This is a genomic window from Micromonospora sp. L32 (genome assembly GCF_052068055.1).
Taxonomy (GTDB): domain Bacteria; phylum Actinomycetota; class Actinomycetes; order Mycobacteriales; family Micromonosporaceae; genus Micromonospora; species Micromonospora purpureochromogenes.
Map to the genome: position 1 here is coordinate 39,140 of NZ_JBQHDD010000016.1, position 16,936 is coordinate 56,075.

At 71.0% G+C, this 16,936-nt stretch carries 14 protein-coding genes and 1 pseudogene; 5 read left to right on the plus strand and 10 right to left on the minus strand.

The window, feature by feature from the left end; translation table 11 throughout:
• Nucleotides 1-695: 695 nt before the first annotated feature.
• The 3 genes and pseudogenes from ACTMTB_RS29495 to ACTMTB_RS29505 form a co-directional block, all read left to right on the plus strand.
• Nucleotides 696-831: pseudogene (locus ACTMTB_RS29495) on the plus strand (transposase); the annotation flags it as partial.
• Between the two features lie 464 nt (nucleotides 832-1,295).
• Nucleotides 1,296-1,595: a hypothetical protein gene (locus ACTMTB_RS29500; RefSeq protein WP_441149434.1), complete on the plus strand. Its 300-nt coding sequence runs from the start codon at nucleotides 1,296-1,298 to the stop codon at nucleotides 1,593-1,595.
• A gap of 716 nt (nucleotides 1,596-2,311) precedes the next feature.
• Complete coding sequence (locus ACTMTB_RS29505) at nucleotides 2,312-3,487, plus strand: hypothetical protein (protein WP_441149435.1); 1,176 nt, start codon at nucleotides 2,312-2,314, stop codon at nucleotides 3,485-3,487.
• Nucleotides 3,488-3,650: 163 nt separating this feature from the next.
• Here ACTMTB_RS29505 and ACTMTB_RS29510 read toward each other — a convergent pair whose 3' ends face one another.
• The 5 genes from ACTMTB_RS29510 to ACTMTB_RS29530 all read right to left on the minus strand — a co-directional run bounded on the left by ACTMTB_RS29510 (nucleotide 3,651) and on the right by ACTMTB_RS29530 (nucleotide 7,331).
• Complete coding sequence (locus ACTMTB_RS29510; RefSeq protein ID WP_441149437.1) at nucleotides 3,651-4,316, minus strand: hypothetical protein; 666 nt, start codon at nucleotides 4,314-4,316, stop codon at nucleotides 3,651-3,653.
• Nucleotides 4,317-4,486: 170 nt separating this feature from the next.
• Nucleotides 4,487-5,281, minus strand: a complete 795-nt coding sequence (locus ACTMTB_RS29515; RefSeq protein ID WP_441149439.1) for a hypothetical protein — start codon at nucleotides 5,279-5,281, stop codon at nucleotides 4,487-4,489.
• A 21-nt stretch (nucleotides 5,282-5,302) separates the two neighbouring features.
• A complete protein-coding gene (locus tag ACTMTB_RS29520) occupies nucleotides 5,303-5,905 on the minus strand; it encodes a TetR/AcrR family transcriptional regulator (RefSeq protein ID WP_172894321.1) in 603 nt (200 codons plus the stop codon).
• Nucleotides 5,906-6,139: 234 nt separating this feature from the next.
• Nucleotides 6,140-6,448, minus strand: coding sequence for a hypothetical protein (locus tag ACTMTB_RS29525; RefSeq protein ID WP_441149440.1), 309 nt, complete (start codon nucleotides 6,446-6,448; stop codon nucleotides 6,140-6,142).
• Between the two features lie 259 nt (nucleotides 6,449-6,707).
• On the minus strand, nucleotides 6,708-7,331 hold the full coding sequence (locus tag ACTMTB_RS29530; protein WP_441149441.1) for a site-specific integrase: 624 nt from the start codon (nucleotides 7,329-7,331) through the stop codon (nucleotides 6,708-6,710).
• Between ACTMTB_RS29530 and ACTMTB_RS29535 the strand changes: the two genes are divergently transcribed.
• Nucleotides 7,285-7,998, plus strand: a complete 714-nt coding sequence (locus ACTMTB_RS29535) for a HEAT repeat domain-containing protein (protein ID WP_441149442.1) — start codon at nucleotides 7,285-7,287, stop codon at nucleotides 7,996-7,998. The two genes, ACTMTB_RS29530 and ACTMTB_RS29535, sit on opposite strands and share 47 nt — an antisense overlap.
• A gap of 1,128 nt (nucleotides 7,999-9,126) precedes the next feature.
• A complete protein-coding gene (locus ACTMTB_RS29540) occupies nucleotides 9,127-12,591 on the plus strand; it encodes a BTAD domain-containing putative transcriptional regulator (protein ID WP_441149443.1) in 3,465 nt (1,154 codons plus the stop codon).
• On the opposite strand, the gene ACTMTB_RS29545 is transcribed toward ACTMTB_RS29540, so the two are convergent.
• From ACTMTB_RS29545 to ACTMTB_RS29565, 5 genes are all read right to left on the minus strand, one after another.
• On the minus strand, nucleotides 12,528-13,304 hold the full coding sequence (locus tag ACTMTB_RS29545; protein ID WP_441149444.1) for an NADase-type glycan-binding domain-containing protein: 777 nt from the start codon (nucleotides 13,302-13,304) through the stop codon (nucleotides 12,528-12,530). The genes ACTMTB_RS29540 and ACTMTB_RS29545 overlap by 64 nt on opposite strands.
• A 278-nt stretch (nucleotides 13,305-13,582) precedes the next feature.
• Nucleotides 13,583-14,155 (minus strand): phage tail protein, encoded by a 573-nt coding sequence (locus tag ACTMTB_RS29550; protein ID WP_441149445.1) that lies wholly within the window; start codon nucleotides 14,153-14,155, stop codon nucleotides 13,583-13,585.
• A gap of 16 nt (nucleotides 14,156-14,171) precedes the next feature.
• The gene (locus tag ACTMTB_RS29555; protein WP_441149446.1) at nucleotides 14,172-16,121 is read right to left on the minus strand and encodes a putative baseplate assembly protein; all 1,950 of its coding nucleotides are present in this window, start codon (nucleotides 16,119-16,121) and stop codon (nucleotides 14,172-14,174) included.
• Nucleotides 16,121-16,543, minus strand: coding sequence for a GPW/gp25 family protein (locus ACTMTB_RS29560; protein WP_210777623.1), 423 nt, complete (start codon nucleotides 16,541-16,543; stop codon nucleotides 16,121-16,123). Before ACTMTB_RS29560 ends, ACTMTB_RS29555 begins: the two co-directional genes overlap by 1 nt.
• A gap of 2 nt (nucleotides 16,544-16,545) precedes the next feature.
• Nucleotides 16,546-16,917 carry a PAAR domain-containing protein gene (locus ACTMTB_RS29565; protein ID WP_441149447.1) on the minus strand — a complete coding sequence of 124 codons (372 nt, stop codon included), beginning with the start codon at nucleotides 16,915-16,917 and terminating at the stop codon, nucleotides 16,546-16,548.
• Between the last annotated feature and the right edge of the window lie 19 nt (nucleotides 16,918-16,936).

Genomic DNA, 16,936 nt, shown 5'->3' on the forward strand with positions numbered 1-16,936 from the left:
GCGTGCGGAGGCCGGCGACTGGTACGCCGCCGGCCACGGGAAGCGGTGCCGCGACGGCGGCGATGCGCGGGCCGTCGTCAGGCGGCCCGCGCCAGCGGCGTCGGCTGTGCCGGGGTAGGCCGGAACCAGCCGGCGAACCGTGCGACGGATGCGGCGACTCGGGCCCGGCCCCGGGCGGGCAGGGTGGGTCGGGTCGAGGCCTGGCGGGCGCGGTGGGCGTCACGGGCCGGCGGGCAGGGGTACGCCTGGCCGGTGCAGCGCAGGTTGGCGCAGCGGCCGGGTGCGTCGGGCTGGGGTTGGTGGGCGGCGGCGACATCGGTGGCGAGCAGCCACAGCAGGACGTCGTGACGGTGCGCGGTATGGCGCGACGGTGCGGCTCGGTCAACGCGTGTTGCCCCTTCGGTCGGGTCGGGCCAGCTCGGGTGGCCGCCACCCGCCGGCCAGCGGTTGTGGGGATGCCGCTGTCGGGTCCGCCAGGGGTGGCGACCGGGTGCAGTGACGCTCGACTTTCCGCACCGATCAAGTCGTCGCCTCGCCTGCCCGGGATGCCGAGCGGGTTGCCGCTGGGTTAGTCGTCTTGCTGGATAGGAAGCAGTCCGACGCGGTGGGGTCGTCGTGGCGGTAGTCGGCGAGGCCGCGGTCGTAGTGGGCGGGCTGGCCGCAGTGCCGGCAGCGCACGGCAGCGTCTACAACAACCCCAAGAGCAGCTGAAAAAGGAGATCGACCGCGCGCACCGGCGTCGTCGGGCCCTCCCGGAACCGACCGGCGATCATCGGCATCGTCGGCGCCGTCCTAGCCGAGCAGACCGACGAGTGGACGGAAAGACGCCGCTAATGAGCCTGGAACTTCCGCCAAAGCCCGACTCGTCCTCGTTCAGTCACACCAAAACAACGCTGGCCAGGCCAACCGGACCCCGACCGCCGCATTACATCGAACCGGATCCCGCGATGGTCGTCTCCTACACCATCACCGTCAGTGCCGTGACCCGCTCCCGCGATGGGATTGCATCCCCCGATTTCGCTGCAACCAGTGCCCTACCCGCCCGCCCCAATCCTTAGCCTGTGTCAGTGATGAAGGCACGGGCGCCGCCGGCGAGATAGGAGGGGCCGTGACTGGCACCTCGGCAGACCGTACAAGCGCCTCCTGCTCACCACGGGCGCCTCCCGCATGCGAGAAGTTCCAAAAATGAGAACAACGCATGACTCTGGCCCTCTGCGCTAGCTTCCGTCAACCGATGATGGCAAGCGCCCCAAGCAAATCCCACATTGAAAGGATCCCACATGTTGAATTTCTCAATGCGGCGTGCTCTGAGCGTCCTGACGATCGCCGCCGCGACGACGGCCACCTCTGTACTCGGGCTCGGCTCGGCCGCGGAAGCGAAGGTGGTCTGCTCTGCGGGTACGTGGGGCGGCAACCACGGCTGGGGTGACTGCACGGAGAACTCGGTTCCCGGCCCCCGGAAGTGGCAGTTGAAGACCGCGTGCTCGTGGGGAAGCACCGCTTCCAGTGGGATCATCACCGGGCCGGGTCATGTCGACACGACCTGCCCCTGGCCGCAGTCCGCGAGCTACTCGTACATCGTGTACTACAACTGACAGGTCCGGCGGAGCCCAGGCGAATCCCTTACCGCTGAGCCGACGGCTGTTTCCACGGATTGGCGCAGCGCCAAGGGCTCAGAACGCCCTCGGACCTCCTTCGCGATCGCCGAACCCGCAGGGATAGCCGCTTTCCAACGAGCCAACCGGTGGGCTGTCACGAGGAAATGACAGCCCACCGGAGCAGCTCCGAACGGTCGGACCTGGAGATGATCGAAGCGCTCACCCAGCTCGATTTCGACCATCGGGTTAAGTGTCAGGATCGAAATGAGCGATGTCTCCTGTAGAGAAATAAGCAAAAGGTTGATTCGATCAATGCCATCGTGCACCGTGTGGGCGTGTCTCCCACCAACGGATCGCGCCACGTGGGCTGGTTGTTGCGGACCAACCGGCGGCTCGCTAGGAACTCCGACTTTCAGGTGGCACGAAACTTCGCTCGCGCTTTCCGCACGGATGCAGAGCCCGGACTTGCGCCGTCACAGATCACCCGGTGGGAGCAGGGCACCACGACAGCCAGCCGGGAAGTAGTCCGCCGATACGAGCAGCTCCTGGGAGCGTCCCCCCAGTCCCTCGTCGTTCTTGGTGACACGATACGCCGCAGCGAAGCAACCAGGCCCCTCGAAGTCACGCCCGGCCGGTCCGACGACCAGCGGTTGCTCTACCAATACCTCGACCGAGTCCTTGCTCCCGGTGAGATGGCGGGAGCCGACTGGGCGATGCTGACGGAGCTGATCGCCGGGCAACCGGCCCTGGTGCTCTATCCACCGCGGTTGTGGTGTGCGATCGCCGAGCAGGTGCTGAGCGAACTCGTGGTCTCGGAGAACAATGCATGGCTGCAACGGCAGGAGGCACTCAGCCGCCTGTTGGAGCACCCGATCGCTCGTCCCCACGTTGTAGCGGCATGCGTTGCCCTGGCTGAAGACCGCTCTTCGCCGGCTGTCATCGAGCCCGTGTCGCTCCTCGACGTGGTAGCGCACGGGGACGGAAACAGGTACGTCCTCCGACAGATCGAGAATCCGAGCAGCGATCGCGCTCGCTACGCCGGCCTGCTGGCCGCGGTGCGGAAGGTACGCCATGGCCACTTCACCGGCGACGAACAGGCCCGGCTCGCCCGCGTCGTCCAACAGGCAGTGTCCGACCCGATGCTCGATGCGGCGACAGCGCCGCTGCTCAGCCAGGTGGCGACGTTACTCGACCGCCGCATGGCTGGGCAGTCAGCGATTCCGCGACGCCGCTGGGTGCCGCAGTCAGACGCATTGACCGCCGCCGGGACGGCGGAATATCCGCCGGGTGCGTACTCGGTGAGTCAGCGCATCGCCGACCTGGCACAGTGCCGCCTGGACGACGATCGCCACGGTCGAGACGCCGTGCTGGCGGAACTCGTCGGGAAGGCGCTGTTCGACGCCAATCCAGATGTGCGTCTGATTGCCACCATGCTCATCGCCGCGACCCCATACCGTGACGCCGTGGCGGCCGCACTGCTGGCCCAGCTCCAAAGCGACCTGTCCCGCCGGGTCGAGGAGATGGCTGCGTCGGCGTTGGGCATGTTGACCACGTTCGGTGTCGACATCCACCGGCCGCTCATGCGGACGATACTGGTCCATGACGGTTCCAGCGCGGGCCTCCGCCATGCCGCAGCCTGGGCCACACCCCATTGCGCTGGAACGTATCCGCTCCGCGTCTGGCGTCAGATACTCGCCGAGCAACAGGGGGCGTGGTTGCGGAGGCCCTCGGCCATGGGCGAATCCATCCTGCACGGCATCGCCTACGGCATCGGCACAGACCGACATCACGAACTGCTGGCAGAACTACGGCAACGCGGCGACCTGCCCGATGCCGTCCGGCGGACCGCGCACTGGCTGTTGTCCTCACCGCCACACTCACCGGCCTGACGGGCCTGCCTGACCACACGCTCACGGTGACCGAAGCGTCCGAGCCAACCAGACCCGGGGCCGCCCGTCGAAAAAAGCCTACGGCGGCTCCGGCTTGCTGGATCTGATCGTCGCCGTGGGCGCGGTGGGCCGTGGGCATGTCACAGGGATCTGTCCCGGGAGTTCATGCCGGCGGAAGCCAGTGGTTGTGGATGTCCTCGTAGCGCAGCGCGTCGACGGCGGCCGGGTCGTCCAGGAGGGTGACCAGCAGGGCGCCGTTGGGAAGTCGACGCGTGTGGGTGGCGACCTCGGGCAGCGGTGGTGGTGGCAGACGGTGGCCGGGACCGAGGTAGGTCCACCAGCCGAGTTCAGCCGGCCAACCACCGGCGGGGTGCACGGCGTCGTGGATGCCCCGGTGCCATATCTGATCACTGGACCATTCGTCGAGGACTCGGCCGACGTGGGCGTTGAGACGCTGCGCGACATCGAGCCACAAGCTGGTCAGGCGGCCGTGCAGGTCGCGGAAGGTGTCCGCCTCGGGTGTCGGGCGGCGGTAGGAGAAGCATGCGTCCAGTGCCCAGACGAGGCGCCCGTCTTCCCAGTTGACGAAGATGTCGGTGTCGCCGTTCGTCCAGAACTGACCGTGCTCGGTGCCCGTCGCCATCGCGGCGAGCGCCGTGTTGGGGTCCTCGACCGTGCGATGGTCGGCGTCGGGATTGGTGAACAGGTTGATGCGCCCATCAGGTCGCTGTGGGTACAGGTTCCGCTCGGCCGCGAGGGCATACAATTGAGGCAGAGCCGATTCGGCTGCCACGGGTACCCACAGTTCCCAGATCCAGTCCGACCCCACGACCGCACAGTGTGCCGATACGTCTCCAGCCCGAGCAAGCCGATCACAAGATCTGCTCGTGCCGGCACCAATTTGTCGCTCGGCCTATTCTCGCTTACTCATCCAGATGGCCGACCGCTGCGGACCCGGATGCGATCCGGACGGGTAGCGCCAACGTTGCAGCGCCTGAACTATGAGGCGGCGCTCGGCGCCGGAACACTCCGCCTGGTCGTGAGCGGGAAGGCGCGTGCCAGCAGCCCAGCGAGCCCTCGCGGATGGAAGACGGTCACCACAAGCACGGCACAGGCAAGCAGTCCAGGCAGCACGCCGAGGGTGCGCAGCGCGACCGTGGCGACGGCGGCCGTACCGAGTCCGAGGCTGAAGGGGACGACCAGCAGCAGTGCGCCCACCCGCGCCCGGGCGAGCCCGTCGCCGGCCCACCACCCCGCTTGCAGCCACAGCATCGTCGGGATCAGGACCACGCCCATCCCGTACAGGGTGAGCGCCACCGGGCTGGTGAGGAACCCGAGCGGATCGAACTCGCCGGCCCGCCATGCTGCCGTGGTGGGCGCGAAGAACCGCCGGTACCCGGTGCCGTCCCAGCCGTACGCCAGCACAAAGAACATCGCGAAGTAGCCCAACGGCATCTGCAGCCACGAGAGGTACCGGTGCCCGCTACGCCACAGGTGCCGGGCCACGCAGTACCCGACGATCCCCTGGGTCACGTTGGTCATCGCGAAGGTGGCGACCAACCAGGCTGGCAGGTCGGCGGTCGTCGGCGCGGCGTGCATGGTCTCCCAGCCGGTGAACTGCCACACCAGCCACAGCCCGCTCGGGGCGAAAACACACGACAGGAACAGCACTGTCGTGGTGAACCGGCGGTCGGACAACAGCGGGCGGACCGGTTCGGCGACGGCCGCGCGGGCGGCCGCCGTGCCGAACCCCGCGCCGATCGCGTACGACCAGAAGACGTCTACCTGGACCATGCCGCTCCTCCTAGGCTCTCCCTAACGGGCGATTCCGTCGAACATCAGCGCGACGACGGCACGAATCCACCGGTCGCGCAGCCGCTGCGGATCATCGGTATGCGTAACCTGGGCGGCACCCTCGAAGATCATGCCGTTGATCACTCGCGCGGTCGTGTCCACGTCCAGGTCGGGGCGCAGGAATCCCTTGGCCACCCCGTTTCGGAGGTACGACGCGGTGTACTCGGCGAACATCTCGTGGGCGGCGCGCAAGCGCTCCCGCAGTTCGTCGTCGACGGCGCCGAGGTCGTAGAAGACCAGCCGGCCGAGTGCCCGGTCGGCGACGAACAGCTCGTACAGCCGGTGGCCGAGGCGCTCCACCTGTGCCCGGTACTCGGCCAGGGACTCCGTGGCCGTCGCGTCCTCCGCCATGACCACCGCAGCGATTCGCTCGAGCGCCCGGTTCAGCACCGCAGCGGCGACGTCGCGCTTGTTCTCGAAGTACCGGTACACGGTGCCGTGCGCGATGCCCAACTCCCCGGCGACGTCGGCGATGCCGGCGGCGGCGTAGCCCTTGCGGGCAAAGATCGAGTGGGCCGCGTCGAGGATGGACTCCCGGCGGTTAGGGTCAGCGGTACGGGCCATAAATGAATGACACGTCATTCCCTTAACCCGCGCAACCCCCTGCGATGGTGCGTGGCAACGGATGTCGCGGGGTTGGCCTGGGTCGATGGATGCGAGAAGCCGCCACGGCTGACGCCATCCGCCAAAAGTCCCACCCAAGCCCGAGCGCGGCATCATCCATGTGCTCTCCAACGCGCCGGACGGCCCGCTCAACCCTGTCCCTGTGCCGGGCAGGATGAGCGGGCCGGATCCGGCTCAGGCGAAGTCGAACACGAGCGGGAAGGCGAGGAGAGTCCAGGCCCAGACGGCATACACGATCACGTAACGGGTCTGCCAGTGTTCCAGGCGGGCGAAGGGCAGGCGGCCACGCACGAACCCGAGGAACAGCCATGCCGACCACGCCAGGTTGGTGAGCAGGATGACGTTTCTCACCCAATGCCGCGGTCTTGTTGGGACGTTCAGCCGCACGTACCGGCTGCTCGCCGACACCGGGTGGTTGCTGACGTCGGCGGTGTTGCCCCGGGCCGGCACCACGGTCGTCCAGGTCGAACCGTCCGTCGACACCTGCAGGTCGAAGTCGCGGGTGTTTCCAGGCGCTGTCCTCGCCGCCGGCGCCGGCGTGGCGCAGGGTGAACGACTGGATGCTGTGGCTGGCGCCGAGATCGGCGCGGAGGAACTTGGTGCCGCCGAGCGAGCACCACTTGTCGGTGCGCCCCCCGGACGCGCTGCCGTTGACAGCCTTCTCCGGCCCTCCATCACGGCCCCGTGCTTGGGTAGCTGACCCAAGGGGCGGAGTTACTGGATAGTCACTTCTCTTGCTGGCTCAGCGCCGGTCTCGGCGGTGGTGCTCGTTGATGCGGGCGGAGGTCTCCTCGCCGAGCCGGACGTAGATACCGAGGGTGGTCAGGTGCCGGTGGCGGGATTTCGCCTGTAGTTCGGCGGCGCTGCGGCCCTTGGCGGCCAGATGGGTCAGCCCGCTGTGGCGCAGCTGGTGCAGGGTGTACCCGACACCGTGCGGGTCATGGAGCTTGGATGCCTGCTTGAACAGGTACTCGGCGCGCGGGTAGGACAGTCCGCCCCGGCCGGTGTCGGGGCAGATGTCACCCAGGGCCGGCGCGCGGCGGCCGGCGGCGGGAGCGCGCCGGTCGGCGAGGAACACCGGTCCGGCGGTACGCCCGGTCAGCAGGCGGGGTAGGAGCCGTGCGGTCGGGGTTTCCCAGTGGACGTAGGCGCGGTCGCCGCCTTTCTCGGTGACCAGGGCGCGGCGGAACTCCATGTCGAGGTCGGGCACGTCGAGGCCGAGGATCTCCTCGGCGCGGGCGCAGGTCTCGTAGAGCATCCGCCACAGCACCCGCTCGCGCAGCGGGTTGCGGTCGTCGCTGAACAGCCGGTCGAGGCGGGTGATACCACTACTGGGCAGGGCCGAGCGGGCGTGGAAGGCCGCCAAACTTCTCGCCGACCTCGGCCTGCCCGACGAAGAGGTGATCGGTGCACTGACCGCAGCACTCAACCGGCTTGACGGACCAGACCAGCTGTGGACGGCTCGGGCACTAGCCCGGCTCGGCCGGCTGGATCTGATACTCGACCACGCAGACCGACTTCCCCAAGAAGCGGTGGTCACAGCTGTCGCCGCCCCTTACACGAGCTTCCGTGATCAGGGGCGGACCCCGCTCGCCTTGAACTACCGTCCCCTCGAAGACGTCCTCACGAGCCGACCAGAGTATGCAACAGCCCTGGCCGAGGAATTGAAACCAGGCACCCCGCCGTGCCGCATCAACACCGACGAGGTCGACGAAGCCCTTCGCGGCCTGCAGTCAGAACACGTCCTCGTCCGCCGACACGCCGTGGACGTCCTCGGCGAGCGCCAACTCGGCCGTGCAGTCGGCCGACGGATATTGCCCGCGCTCAGCAACGCGATGGTGCACGATCCGGATCCGACCGTGCGTCGGCTGGCGGTTCTGTCCCTGCGGTGGTGGCAACGCGACGCCCACCCCTACGTGGACGTCGTCCGGTCAGTACTGGACGACACCGTCGGCGAGGTGCGCGCCGCTGCCGCTGATTGGATCCGCGAACGCGATGACCTTCTCGAGACCGCACGTGACATCAGCCGCTGACGCACCTTCGCCGCTGGCCGCGGATCAACAAGGTCAGGTGTGCGCATCTGCCGCTGACAAAGCGCGGGGTCCGCGAGCGCGCTCGTCACCGTCCGTTCCCACTGTCGTCGGGTGGCTCGCCTCGTACCCGCGGGGCGGACCTGCGTTAGGCAGACTGTCCCGGCTGACCGAATGAGGCGGGAATCGGGGGAGCAGGTTGGGAGCAGCCGGGTGCACTGAACGGCGTTGAACTGCATTCAACGGCACCGAATGGCGCCCAACGGCGTACGCCGCGACCTGCGGTCTTGCGTTTTCGCAGGTCAGAGCGGGCGGAGCGTCCTGCTTCTCACGGAGTGCTCCACGGTTTTGGGCAGCAATCGACCGCATTCTATGTTGCCTGGTGGGGGAGTGTGCGGAGGTCAAGGCGGTAAGGAGCTGCTGGATGCCTTGGCCTTGCGATTGGGAGCAGGTTGGGTGCAGGTCGGCGAAGTGGTCAGCGCCCCGAAGTGCTCACCGAGTTCGGACAGAGCAGAGGGCTCCAACCTGCGGTGATGCAGTCGAGCGGTCTGGCGTGACCTCCCAGAGAACACCGAGGAGGTCAGGCTTTGTGGCTCCCCGCTTGGCTGGTGTCGTTGTCGTCTGGATCCCGCTGACGCCGGCCACCAGGGTTTCGTTGCATCGACGTGTGACTCTGGGTGGCCCCGTACAGCCTAACCACCGCGCCGCTCCGCCCTCGGCCCGCAACAGCAAGACGACCCGCCGGAAGTGACGGCGCCACCTGCGGACCGCGCAGAATCAGCAGGATTCATCTGCCGACGAAGCGAAGATCTCGCAAGCCCTCAGCGATTGTCTCCAGCAGGGACAGTTCCCTTCCGGTGGAGGCATCGGGTCGTGGCGTGACCAACGGTCCCCGCAACCTCGCCGAGAACCGCGACGTCTGTGACCAACACCGGCGGCGGGCTGGAGGCGGCGGAGGATGGCATGAGGGAGTGGCAAAGATCGCACCAGCCATACATCGATTTCATTGTCATGCCGTCGTCGGCCACTACGATCGATACAGTGTCGCGTTACAGACTGTCACCCCGCGGATCGACGCCGCCGCGCCTCCGCACGGCCTTGAACGGCACCTCGCCTCTCGGCACGTCCACTGTGGGGCAGGTCCTCGAAGCTCCCGCCGAGCTGCCGCCGCTGCGGGGGCGTGACCACGAGCTCACCGCGGTGGCCGAATTCCTCGACGCCCTCTCGATGCGCCACGGTGCGGCCATGCTCGCCGAGGGCGAGGCCGGGATCGGGCGCAGCGCGCTGCTGGCACGTGCGGCGGAGCTGGCGACCTCGCGGGGATACGCCGTGGCACGGGTGGCGGCGGACGTGCTCGAACAGCGCATCCCGCTGGGTGCCGCGCGGCAGGTGTTCCAGACGCTCGATCGTGACCGGTCCGACTCGTGGCCCGGTGGCGGGTCGCTCGGAGTCGGCGGGCTGTACGAGTTCTTCGACCGGTGGTGGGCGGTGGTGGCCCGCACGACGTCCCACACGCCGCTGCTGATCGTGGTGGATGACCTGCACTGGTCCGACGATCTCTCGCTGCGGTGGCTGGCCTACCTGCTGCGCCGGTGCCAGTCGACGGCGGTCGGGGTGCTCGCGGCGGTGCCCGCCGGGGAACGCGCGGGGAGACCCCTGTTGGCCGAGGTGACCGGGCGGCTGCGTCGTCTCCCGCTGGCCGGTCTCGACCGCAGGGCCATCGCCCGGGTCGCGCGCGAGGCGTTGACCACCGAACCCGACGAGGAATTCGTGGCCGTCTGCCAGCACGGCACCGGGGGAAACCCCCGGCTGCTCCACGAACTCCTCACCGAGATCATGGCGCGTGGCGCCCCACCCACGGCGCTGACGGCCCGGCGGATCGGCGAGTTCGCCACACCGGCGATGGCGCACTCCCTGCTCGCCCCGGTGCACCGCGCGGATCCCGCGGCGACCGCGCTGGTGCGCGCCGTCGCCGCGCTGGACGGCTCAGCCGAGCCCGACCTGGCGGCGCGGCTGGCCCGGCTCGACCCGGGACGGGCGGCGCAGGTCGCGGACGGCCTCGTCCGCCGCCGGATCTTTCGCGACGGGCACCCGCTCACCTTCGTCCACCCGCTCCTCGCCACGGCGATCGCCCGGGAGATCGGGCCGGCGAACGCCCGGCGCGCCCACGCCCGCGCCGCGCGGCTGTTGCACCAGGCGGGTCGCGACGACACCGAGGTGGCCGCGCACCTCGTGCGCGCGTCACCGGCCGGTGAGCCCTGGGCCGTGCCGGTGCTGCGGCAGGCGGCGCGCGCCGCGCTCGCTCAGGGGGACGCCACGACGGCGGTCGGGTACCTGCAGCGGGCTGTCCGGGAGCCTCGGGTCGGACAACCCCACGCGGACCTGCTCGCCGAGCTCGGGGCCGCGGAGCTCCTCGTGGACATGCCCACCGGGATGAAGCGGCTCGCGACGGCGCTGGCCGCGGCCGACGACGAGGCCACCCGCGGGCGGGTGGTATCCGAGCTGGCGAACGGTCTCCTCGCCGGCAGGAGGGGCGCGGACACGCTGGAGTTGCTCGACGGGGCCGCCGAGCGGGTCGCCGGTCGCGACCCGGAACTCGCTCGGCGCCTACAGCTCCAGGCGCTCTGTGCCACAGTCTCGGATCTGACCCAGGCGCCGGAGCTGGACCGCCGCCTCGGGACACTGGCGCTCGGTGAAGACTCGGGACCAGCCGTGCGGCGGGCGGTCGCCGCGGCGCGTGCGGTGCAGGAAGGCCGTCTGGGCATCTCGGCCGCGCGTACGGTGGCGCTGGCGCGGCAGGCGCTCGCCGCCGGGCCGCCCGGCTGCTACGACGAGGTCATCCCCTATTGGGCCGCCGTCGTCTCGCTGACCCGGGCCGAGCACCTCGACGCCGCGCCGGCGTTCTGCGCGGACGCCGACCGAAAGGCGCGCGAGCTGGGCTGGCGGCTCAACGAGGCGCTTGCCGCCGCCGTGCGGGGCCGGGTCTGTCACCTGACGGGTTACCTGGTCGATGCCGAACAGTTCGGGCGACGCGCCTTCTCGCTGATGGCCGAGATCGGTGCCGACCCGGACAGGTCGTGGGTGCTGCACGGGTCGATGCTGGTGTACGTCCTCATCGAGCGCGGTCGGTTGGACGAGGCGGAGGCGCTGCTCGGCCGGGGCGGCTTCGCGCCCGGCGCGAGCGGCTCGACGTGGCCGCTGGAGCTGCTCGCCGCGCGCGGTCTTCTGCGGCTGACCCGTGACGATCTCCGCGGTGCGCTGGCCGATCTCCACGAGTACGGCAGGGGGCTGGAGAGCCTCGGGGTGCGCAGCGCCGGGTACGAGCCGTGGCGCGCCTGGGCCGCGCTCGCGCACTACCGCCTGGGCGAGGCGGCCGAGGCGCGGTGGCTCGCCGCCGAGCAGCTCGAGCTGAGCCGCCGATGGGGCAGCTCCCGGGCGCTCGGGATCGCCCTGGGGGCGAGCGGAGTGGTGACCGGCGGCGCCGAAGGGATACGCCTGCTGGGGGAGGCGGTGCTGACGCTGGAGGCGTCGCCGGCCCGACCGGAACTGGCCAAGGCGCTCCTGGACCATGGCATCGCGCTGCGCGACGCGGGGCGGAGATCCGACGCGCACGAGCAGTTCAGCCGTGCTCTCGCCCTCGCCACCAGGTGCGCGGCCGACTCGGCGGCCCGCCGAGCCCGCGCCGAGCTGCGATTCACGGTCCCCGTACCGGGCATCCGCCGCGCGGGTGGGGAGCCATCCTCACGCCCTGACCGGGCGCTGCTGGTGCGTTGCTTCGGCGGCTTCCACTTCGAGCTCTCCGACCGGCGGCTGGACTGGGCGGCGATCCGTCCCCGGGTGCGCACCCTGCTGCGGTTCCTGGGCGTACACGCGCAACGGCCGGTCCACCGGGAGCGCATCCTGGCGGCCCTGTGGCCGGAGTTGCCCACCAAGGCGGGTATCCGCAACCTGCACGTGGGCATCTCCACCCTGCGCACGTTTCTGGAGCCGGGAGTGGGCCGGGCAGCGTCGCGGTTCATCCGCCGCGACGGTGAGTCGTACCTGCTCGTCGTCCCCGACGGGGGCCTCTGTGACGTGCGGGTCTTCGAGGAGTCGGTGACGACGGCGCGTCGGGCCCTGGCCGCGGGCCGCGTGGAGGTGGCGGCGGACGGGCTGCGTGGCGCGCTCGCGCACTACTCGGGTGACCTGCTGCCCGAGGACGGTCCGGCGGAGTGGGTCGTCGTCGAACGCGACCGGTACCGGGTGATGGCCGCCGAGTCGGCGGCGGTGCTCGCCGGGATCGAGCTGGACGCCGGGCGGCACGACGCCGCCGTCGACGCGGCGCGCCGCAGCGTACAACTGGACCGGTTCCGCGACGAGGCCTGGCGTACGCTCGCGTCGGCGTACCGGGACAGCGGCGACGCGGCGGCGGCCGAGCGGACGTGGCGCGCGTACGAGGCCGTGCTGGAGTCGCTCGGCGTCACCGGGGAGGCGGGCAGGGACCCCGACGGCAGGTCGCGCGCTCCGAACCCCTTCCCCCGGACGCTGCACGCTCACGGGCGCTTGAAGAACTCGACCTCGCCGAGGGCCACCCGGCGGCCACGCGCGGCGCCGTAGTCCGCACCGATGGTGAGACGGACGCGGACCACATCGCCGACGACCCAGTGGAACTTCTGCTCCCCGGGCCGGTCCGCCAGGCGCAGCGTCCTGCGCAGCTGACGCCCGTCCTGCGTCCAGGCGGTCAGCTCCAGTTGTGCCGGGCGTGCCTGCGTGAGGAACACCTCCTGCTCGGTGGCGGCGCCGGCATGCACGATCAGGTCGAGCAGCCGGAACGGTGCGGGGAACGTGAGCTCCACGTACTCGCCCGCGGCGGCACCGGTCGTCGCCGGTGCCCAGTACCGGTTGCTCAGCCCGTCGGCGACGGACGCGGCCGGGTGCCCGCGTGCCGAGCTTGAGGCCTGCACCGAGACCGGGTGCACCGGTTGGGGTTTGGCGATCCGGTCACGTACCGCGTCGGTGGCCTTGCGACCGAGCACGACGGCTCCGTACCCGAGGCCGGCCAGGAGCGCGAGGACGAGCAGCCAGGTGAGCAGCCGGCCGAGCAGGCCCCACCGTCGGCGTTGTCTCGGCAGGCGCCAGCGCCGCCACCACGGCGGCCGGGCAGCCTGCTGCGCGGTGCTGACGAGGCTCGCGCCGCAGCGGCGGCAGAAGCTGCGTCCGCGTGCGTTGCCGGTGTCGCACACCGGGCACAGGAGATCGTCCGGGCCGGCGCCGTCGTCGGCGTGGGTGCGTACGGTCGGTCGGCGCGCCGCCGGGCGCGCCGGTTGCACCGCGCTCGGCTGGTCGGCCGTGGTCGGTTCGTGACCGTTCAGCGGGTCGGGCGGTCCGGCGCGATCCGGCGATCCCGGGGCTGGTGCCGCTGCCTCGAGCGGCGGGACCGGCGGCGGCGTGGTCCCGGGTGGAGCGGTGACCGCCGGGGCCGGGGCGGGCGGCAGTGCGGAGGTCCCCGCACCGTTCTCCCACGCGAGGAACGTCCCGCAGACGCCACAGAACGCCTCACCGACCGTCACCGGGGAGCCGCATTCGTCGCAGATCCGGGCCGACACGTTCACCCCTCCGCGGGCGTGGAGGCCTCCGTGGCCCCGACCCCCGCGACGTCGACCGCGTACCGCACGTGCGCCGGCCGGTTGGCGTCGACCAGCTCGCGCAGCCGCGTCAACGGCACCATGTGCTGGTCTTCCGGCCGTACCCGGACGGTCACCTCGGCCTGCGGCGAACCGGGCAGGTCGGCACCCGGCGTCGGCGACCATGCGGTGCCGCCGCTGTCGGTCACCTCGACGGTCACTCCGAACGCCACCCGCACCTGCTCGGTGAGGCCCCGCGGCGTGCCACGCATGCCGTGCAGCCGCACCGCGCGCGCCACCGCCTCGCGGCGGCGCTCGACCGGCCAGTCCTGGTCCACGGTCGCCGCCACCCACCCGGCGAGCCAGTCGACGAAGTCGGTCGGCCCGAGCCGCGGATCGACGTACGCGGCCAGGTTGTCCAGCGTCGCGTAGACCGGGGCGACCACGTCGTCCAGCGCGGCGAGCAGGCGTTGGGCGAACTCGTCGGCGGCGTACATCGCCGGCAGTTGGCGCGCCAGCGGATGCGGTGTGCCCAGTCCCTCGACGGCCCCGCGCATGTGAAACTCCCTTCCGTCAGCGCTCGTGCACGCGGACCTGGTGCTCGTACGAGAACACCAGGGCGTGCCGGTCGAGTTCGATGCGGGCCACCGGGTCGCCGCGGCGCCCGGTCAGCGGGTCGGCGGGGAAGAGCCGGACCTCCTCCACCAGTTCCGCGCCGGGCAGCCGGTGCAGCACCCCGAAGACCTCGCCGGAGTGCACCGGCCGCCCGAACGGCCATCCCGTCCCGTCCGGCCCGCCGCGCAGCGGACTGAGGTACGCGTACAGTGCCGCGAGCGCGTCGGCGTGCAGCCGCTCCGGGGGTGCGTCCGGGCGGGCGACGAGCCGGGCCACCACCGTGACGCCCTGGTAGTAGGGGGGCTCGACGACCAGCCGGGCACCGATCGCGCGGCGCTGGTCGAGATGCCCGGCGATGCCGGCGAGCATGTCGTCCGGCGGGATCAGCTGCTCGAAGCGGAGCCGTTCGTCCGCGTCTGCCGTCGCCTCGGGCACGACGAGCACGCGTACCCCGCCGGCCTCGGCGCCGTCACCGGCCGGCAGGCACCGGATGCGGGCGGCCGCGGGACACGCCTGGTGCGCGAGGGACTCGTAGTCGCGCGCGGTGACCGCGCGGTTCTGCGCCCGCAACTGCACCGGCCCTCGCAGCTTCGCGCTCTCGACCGTCTCGCCGTCGACTCCGCCGGCGGCCGCCTCCCGGTTCTCCACCTCCGTCACGTACGGCACGGAGGTGCGCAGCACCGACAGCGCTCCGCGCGCCACGTTGCCCTTGCGGCCGCCCCCCGTGCGGTAGCGCCGCACCCGCAGCCGGGCGCCCTTCGCCGGCACCGCCCCGTACCGCAGCAGCGAGCCGTCCGGCTGCCGGACCGCGGGGGCGAAGGAGACCTCGCCGGCCGTGCGGTCCACCACCACGTGGCGGTCGTGGGGACCGGACGGGCCGAACGCGTCGGTCTCGGACCACTCCTGCCAGCCGTCGCCGTCGGAGACCTCGACCACGAACGGCTCGTCGTGGGGGATGACCGGCGTTCGTGCCACGGTGAACCGCTGCCCCGGCACGCCCTCCGACTCGCCCAGCGCCTCGCCGAACACGGTCTCGGCGTGGACGGCGTCGACGGTGCCGCCGACGGTGAACGCGGTGGCCGCCCGCAGGGTGGGCGAGGTGGAGTAGAACGGCTGCCCCGGATCGGCCGGTACGACGCGGCAGCGCAGCCACGCCGCGTGCCGGCCGGCGACGACCGAGGTGGTGTGTGTGGCCGGCACGTGCAGCACCACGTCGCCGGGCTTGTTCAGCCCTCCGGTGTCGTCGCGGTCGACCTCGCAGGCCGTCCAGTCCGCGCCGTTCCACGCCTCCCACACCAGCGGCGGCTGCCGGGGGTCGACGCCGATCCCCTCGACGCGGCTGTCGAGGCTCAGCACCACCGCGCACGACGGCACCGCGGCGGACAGGCCCACGAGCATGGCGTCGCCGACCGCCGGCGTGGGGGAGAAGGCGGCGACGTCACGGCCGTCGAGCAGCTCGTCGGTGAGGTCGACCGGCCGGCCGTCCGCCGGATGCGTACGCAGCCGGGTGAGTTCGCACGGCACGATCGTCAGGTCGGCCGAGGTGGCGAAGACGATTGCCTCCTCGGTTTCGGTGCGCACGGTGCCGACCTCCGTGCCGGCCCTCAGCACGACCGGCTGCGTCTGCGGAGCGGACAGCCAGAACGTGACGTCCGCCCGGGCGGCGGTCGGTGGGAACAGGGTGACGCCGATCAGGTCGAGGAACGCCAGGTAGGCCTTGTCCGGTACCCGGTTGAGCCGGTAGAGCAGCTGGTCGACCATGTGGGCGAACGCCTCGATCAGCGTCACCCCCGGGTCGGAGACGTTGTGGTCGCTCCACTCGGGGCAGCGCTGCTGGACGAAGCGCTTGGCCTCGTCGACGAGCTGCTGGAACCGGCGGTCGTCGAGGTTCGGGGCGGGCAGCGGCATCAGGCAGTACTTTCCTCGGCGGGTTCGTCGTGGGTGGGGATGACGTAGAACGGGAAGACCAGGTTGCGCGGGTCGTTGGTGCCGCGGATGACGTAGCGGATGTCGATGTAGAGGGTCCCGGCCTCCTCGGCGTCGAAGTCCACCACCACGTCGCGTACCTCGATGCGCGGCTCCCACCGCTCCAGCGACGCCCGCACCTCGAAGGCGACCTGCCCGGCCGTGTTCTCGTCCGCCGGCGCGAAGACGTACTCGTGGATGCCGCACCCGAACTCCGGCCGCATCGGGCGCTCGCCCGGCGCGGTGCCCAGGATCAGGTGGATCGCCTCGACGATCTCGCGCTCGCGGGTCACGAGCGCGATGCCGCCGGTGGCGTCGGTGCGCAGCGGGAATCCCCAGCCCGCCCCGATGAACTGTTCGGCCACGGCTAGCCTCCGATGATCACGTTCGGGGCGCCGGTGCTGATCGTCGCCTGACAGGTGACGCGGTCGCCCCGACGGGCCGCGGGGAAGCCGCCGATGAGCACTTTGCCGCTGGTCGGGGGCGGCGTGGCGGGCAGGACGAGGTTGCCCTGCGCCAGGTACAGGTGCAGCTGGCAGACGCACAGGCTGCCGACCACCGCCGCCGGCTGGCCGGCGATGCGCACGCTCGGTACACCGAGCAGCGGCGAGCCGGCGTTCGCGGGCAGCCCCGGTACGGCCGCGCCGGCCGGTACCCCCAGCGTGCCGTTCGGCGGCCCGGGGGTCAGCGGGGTGCCGAGATGGCTGACGGGGTCGTTGATCCGGGCCGCCTGCGGCATGGCTCCTCCTCTCCTGGCG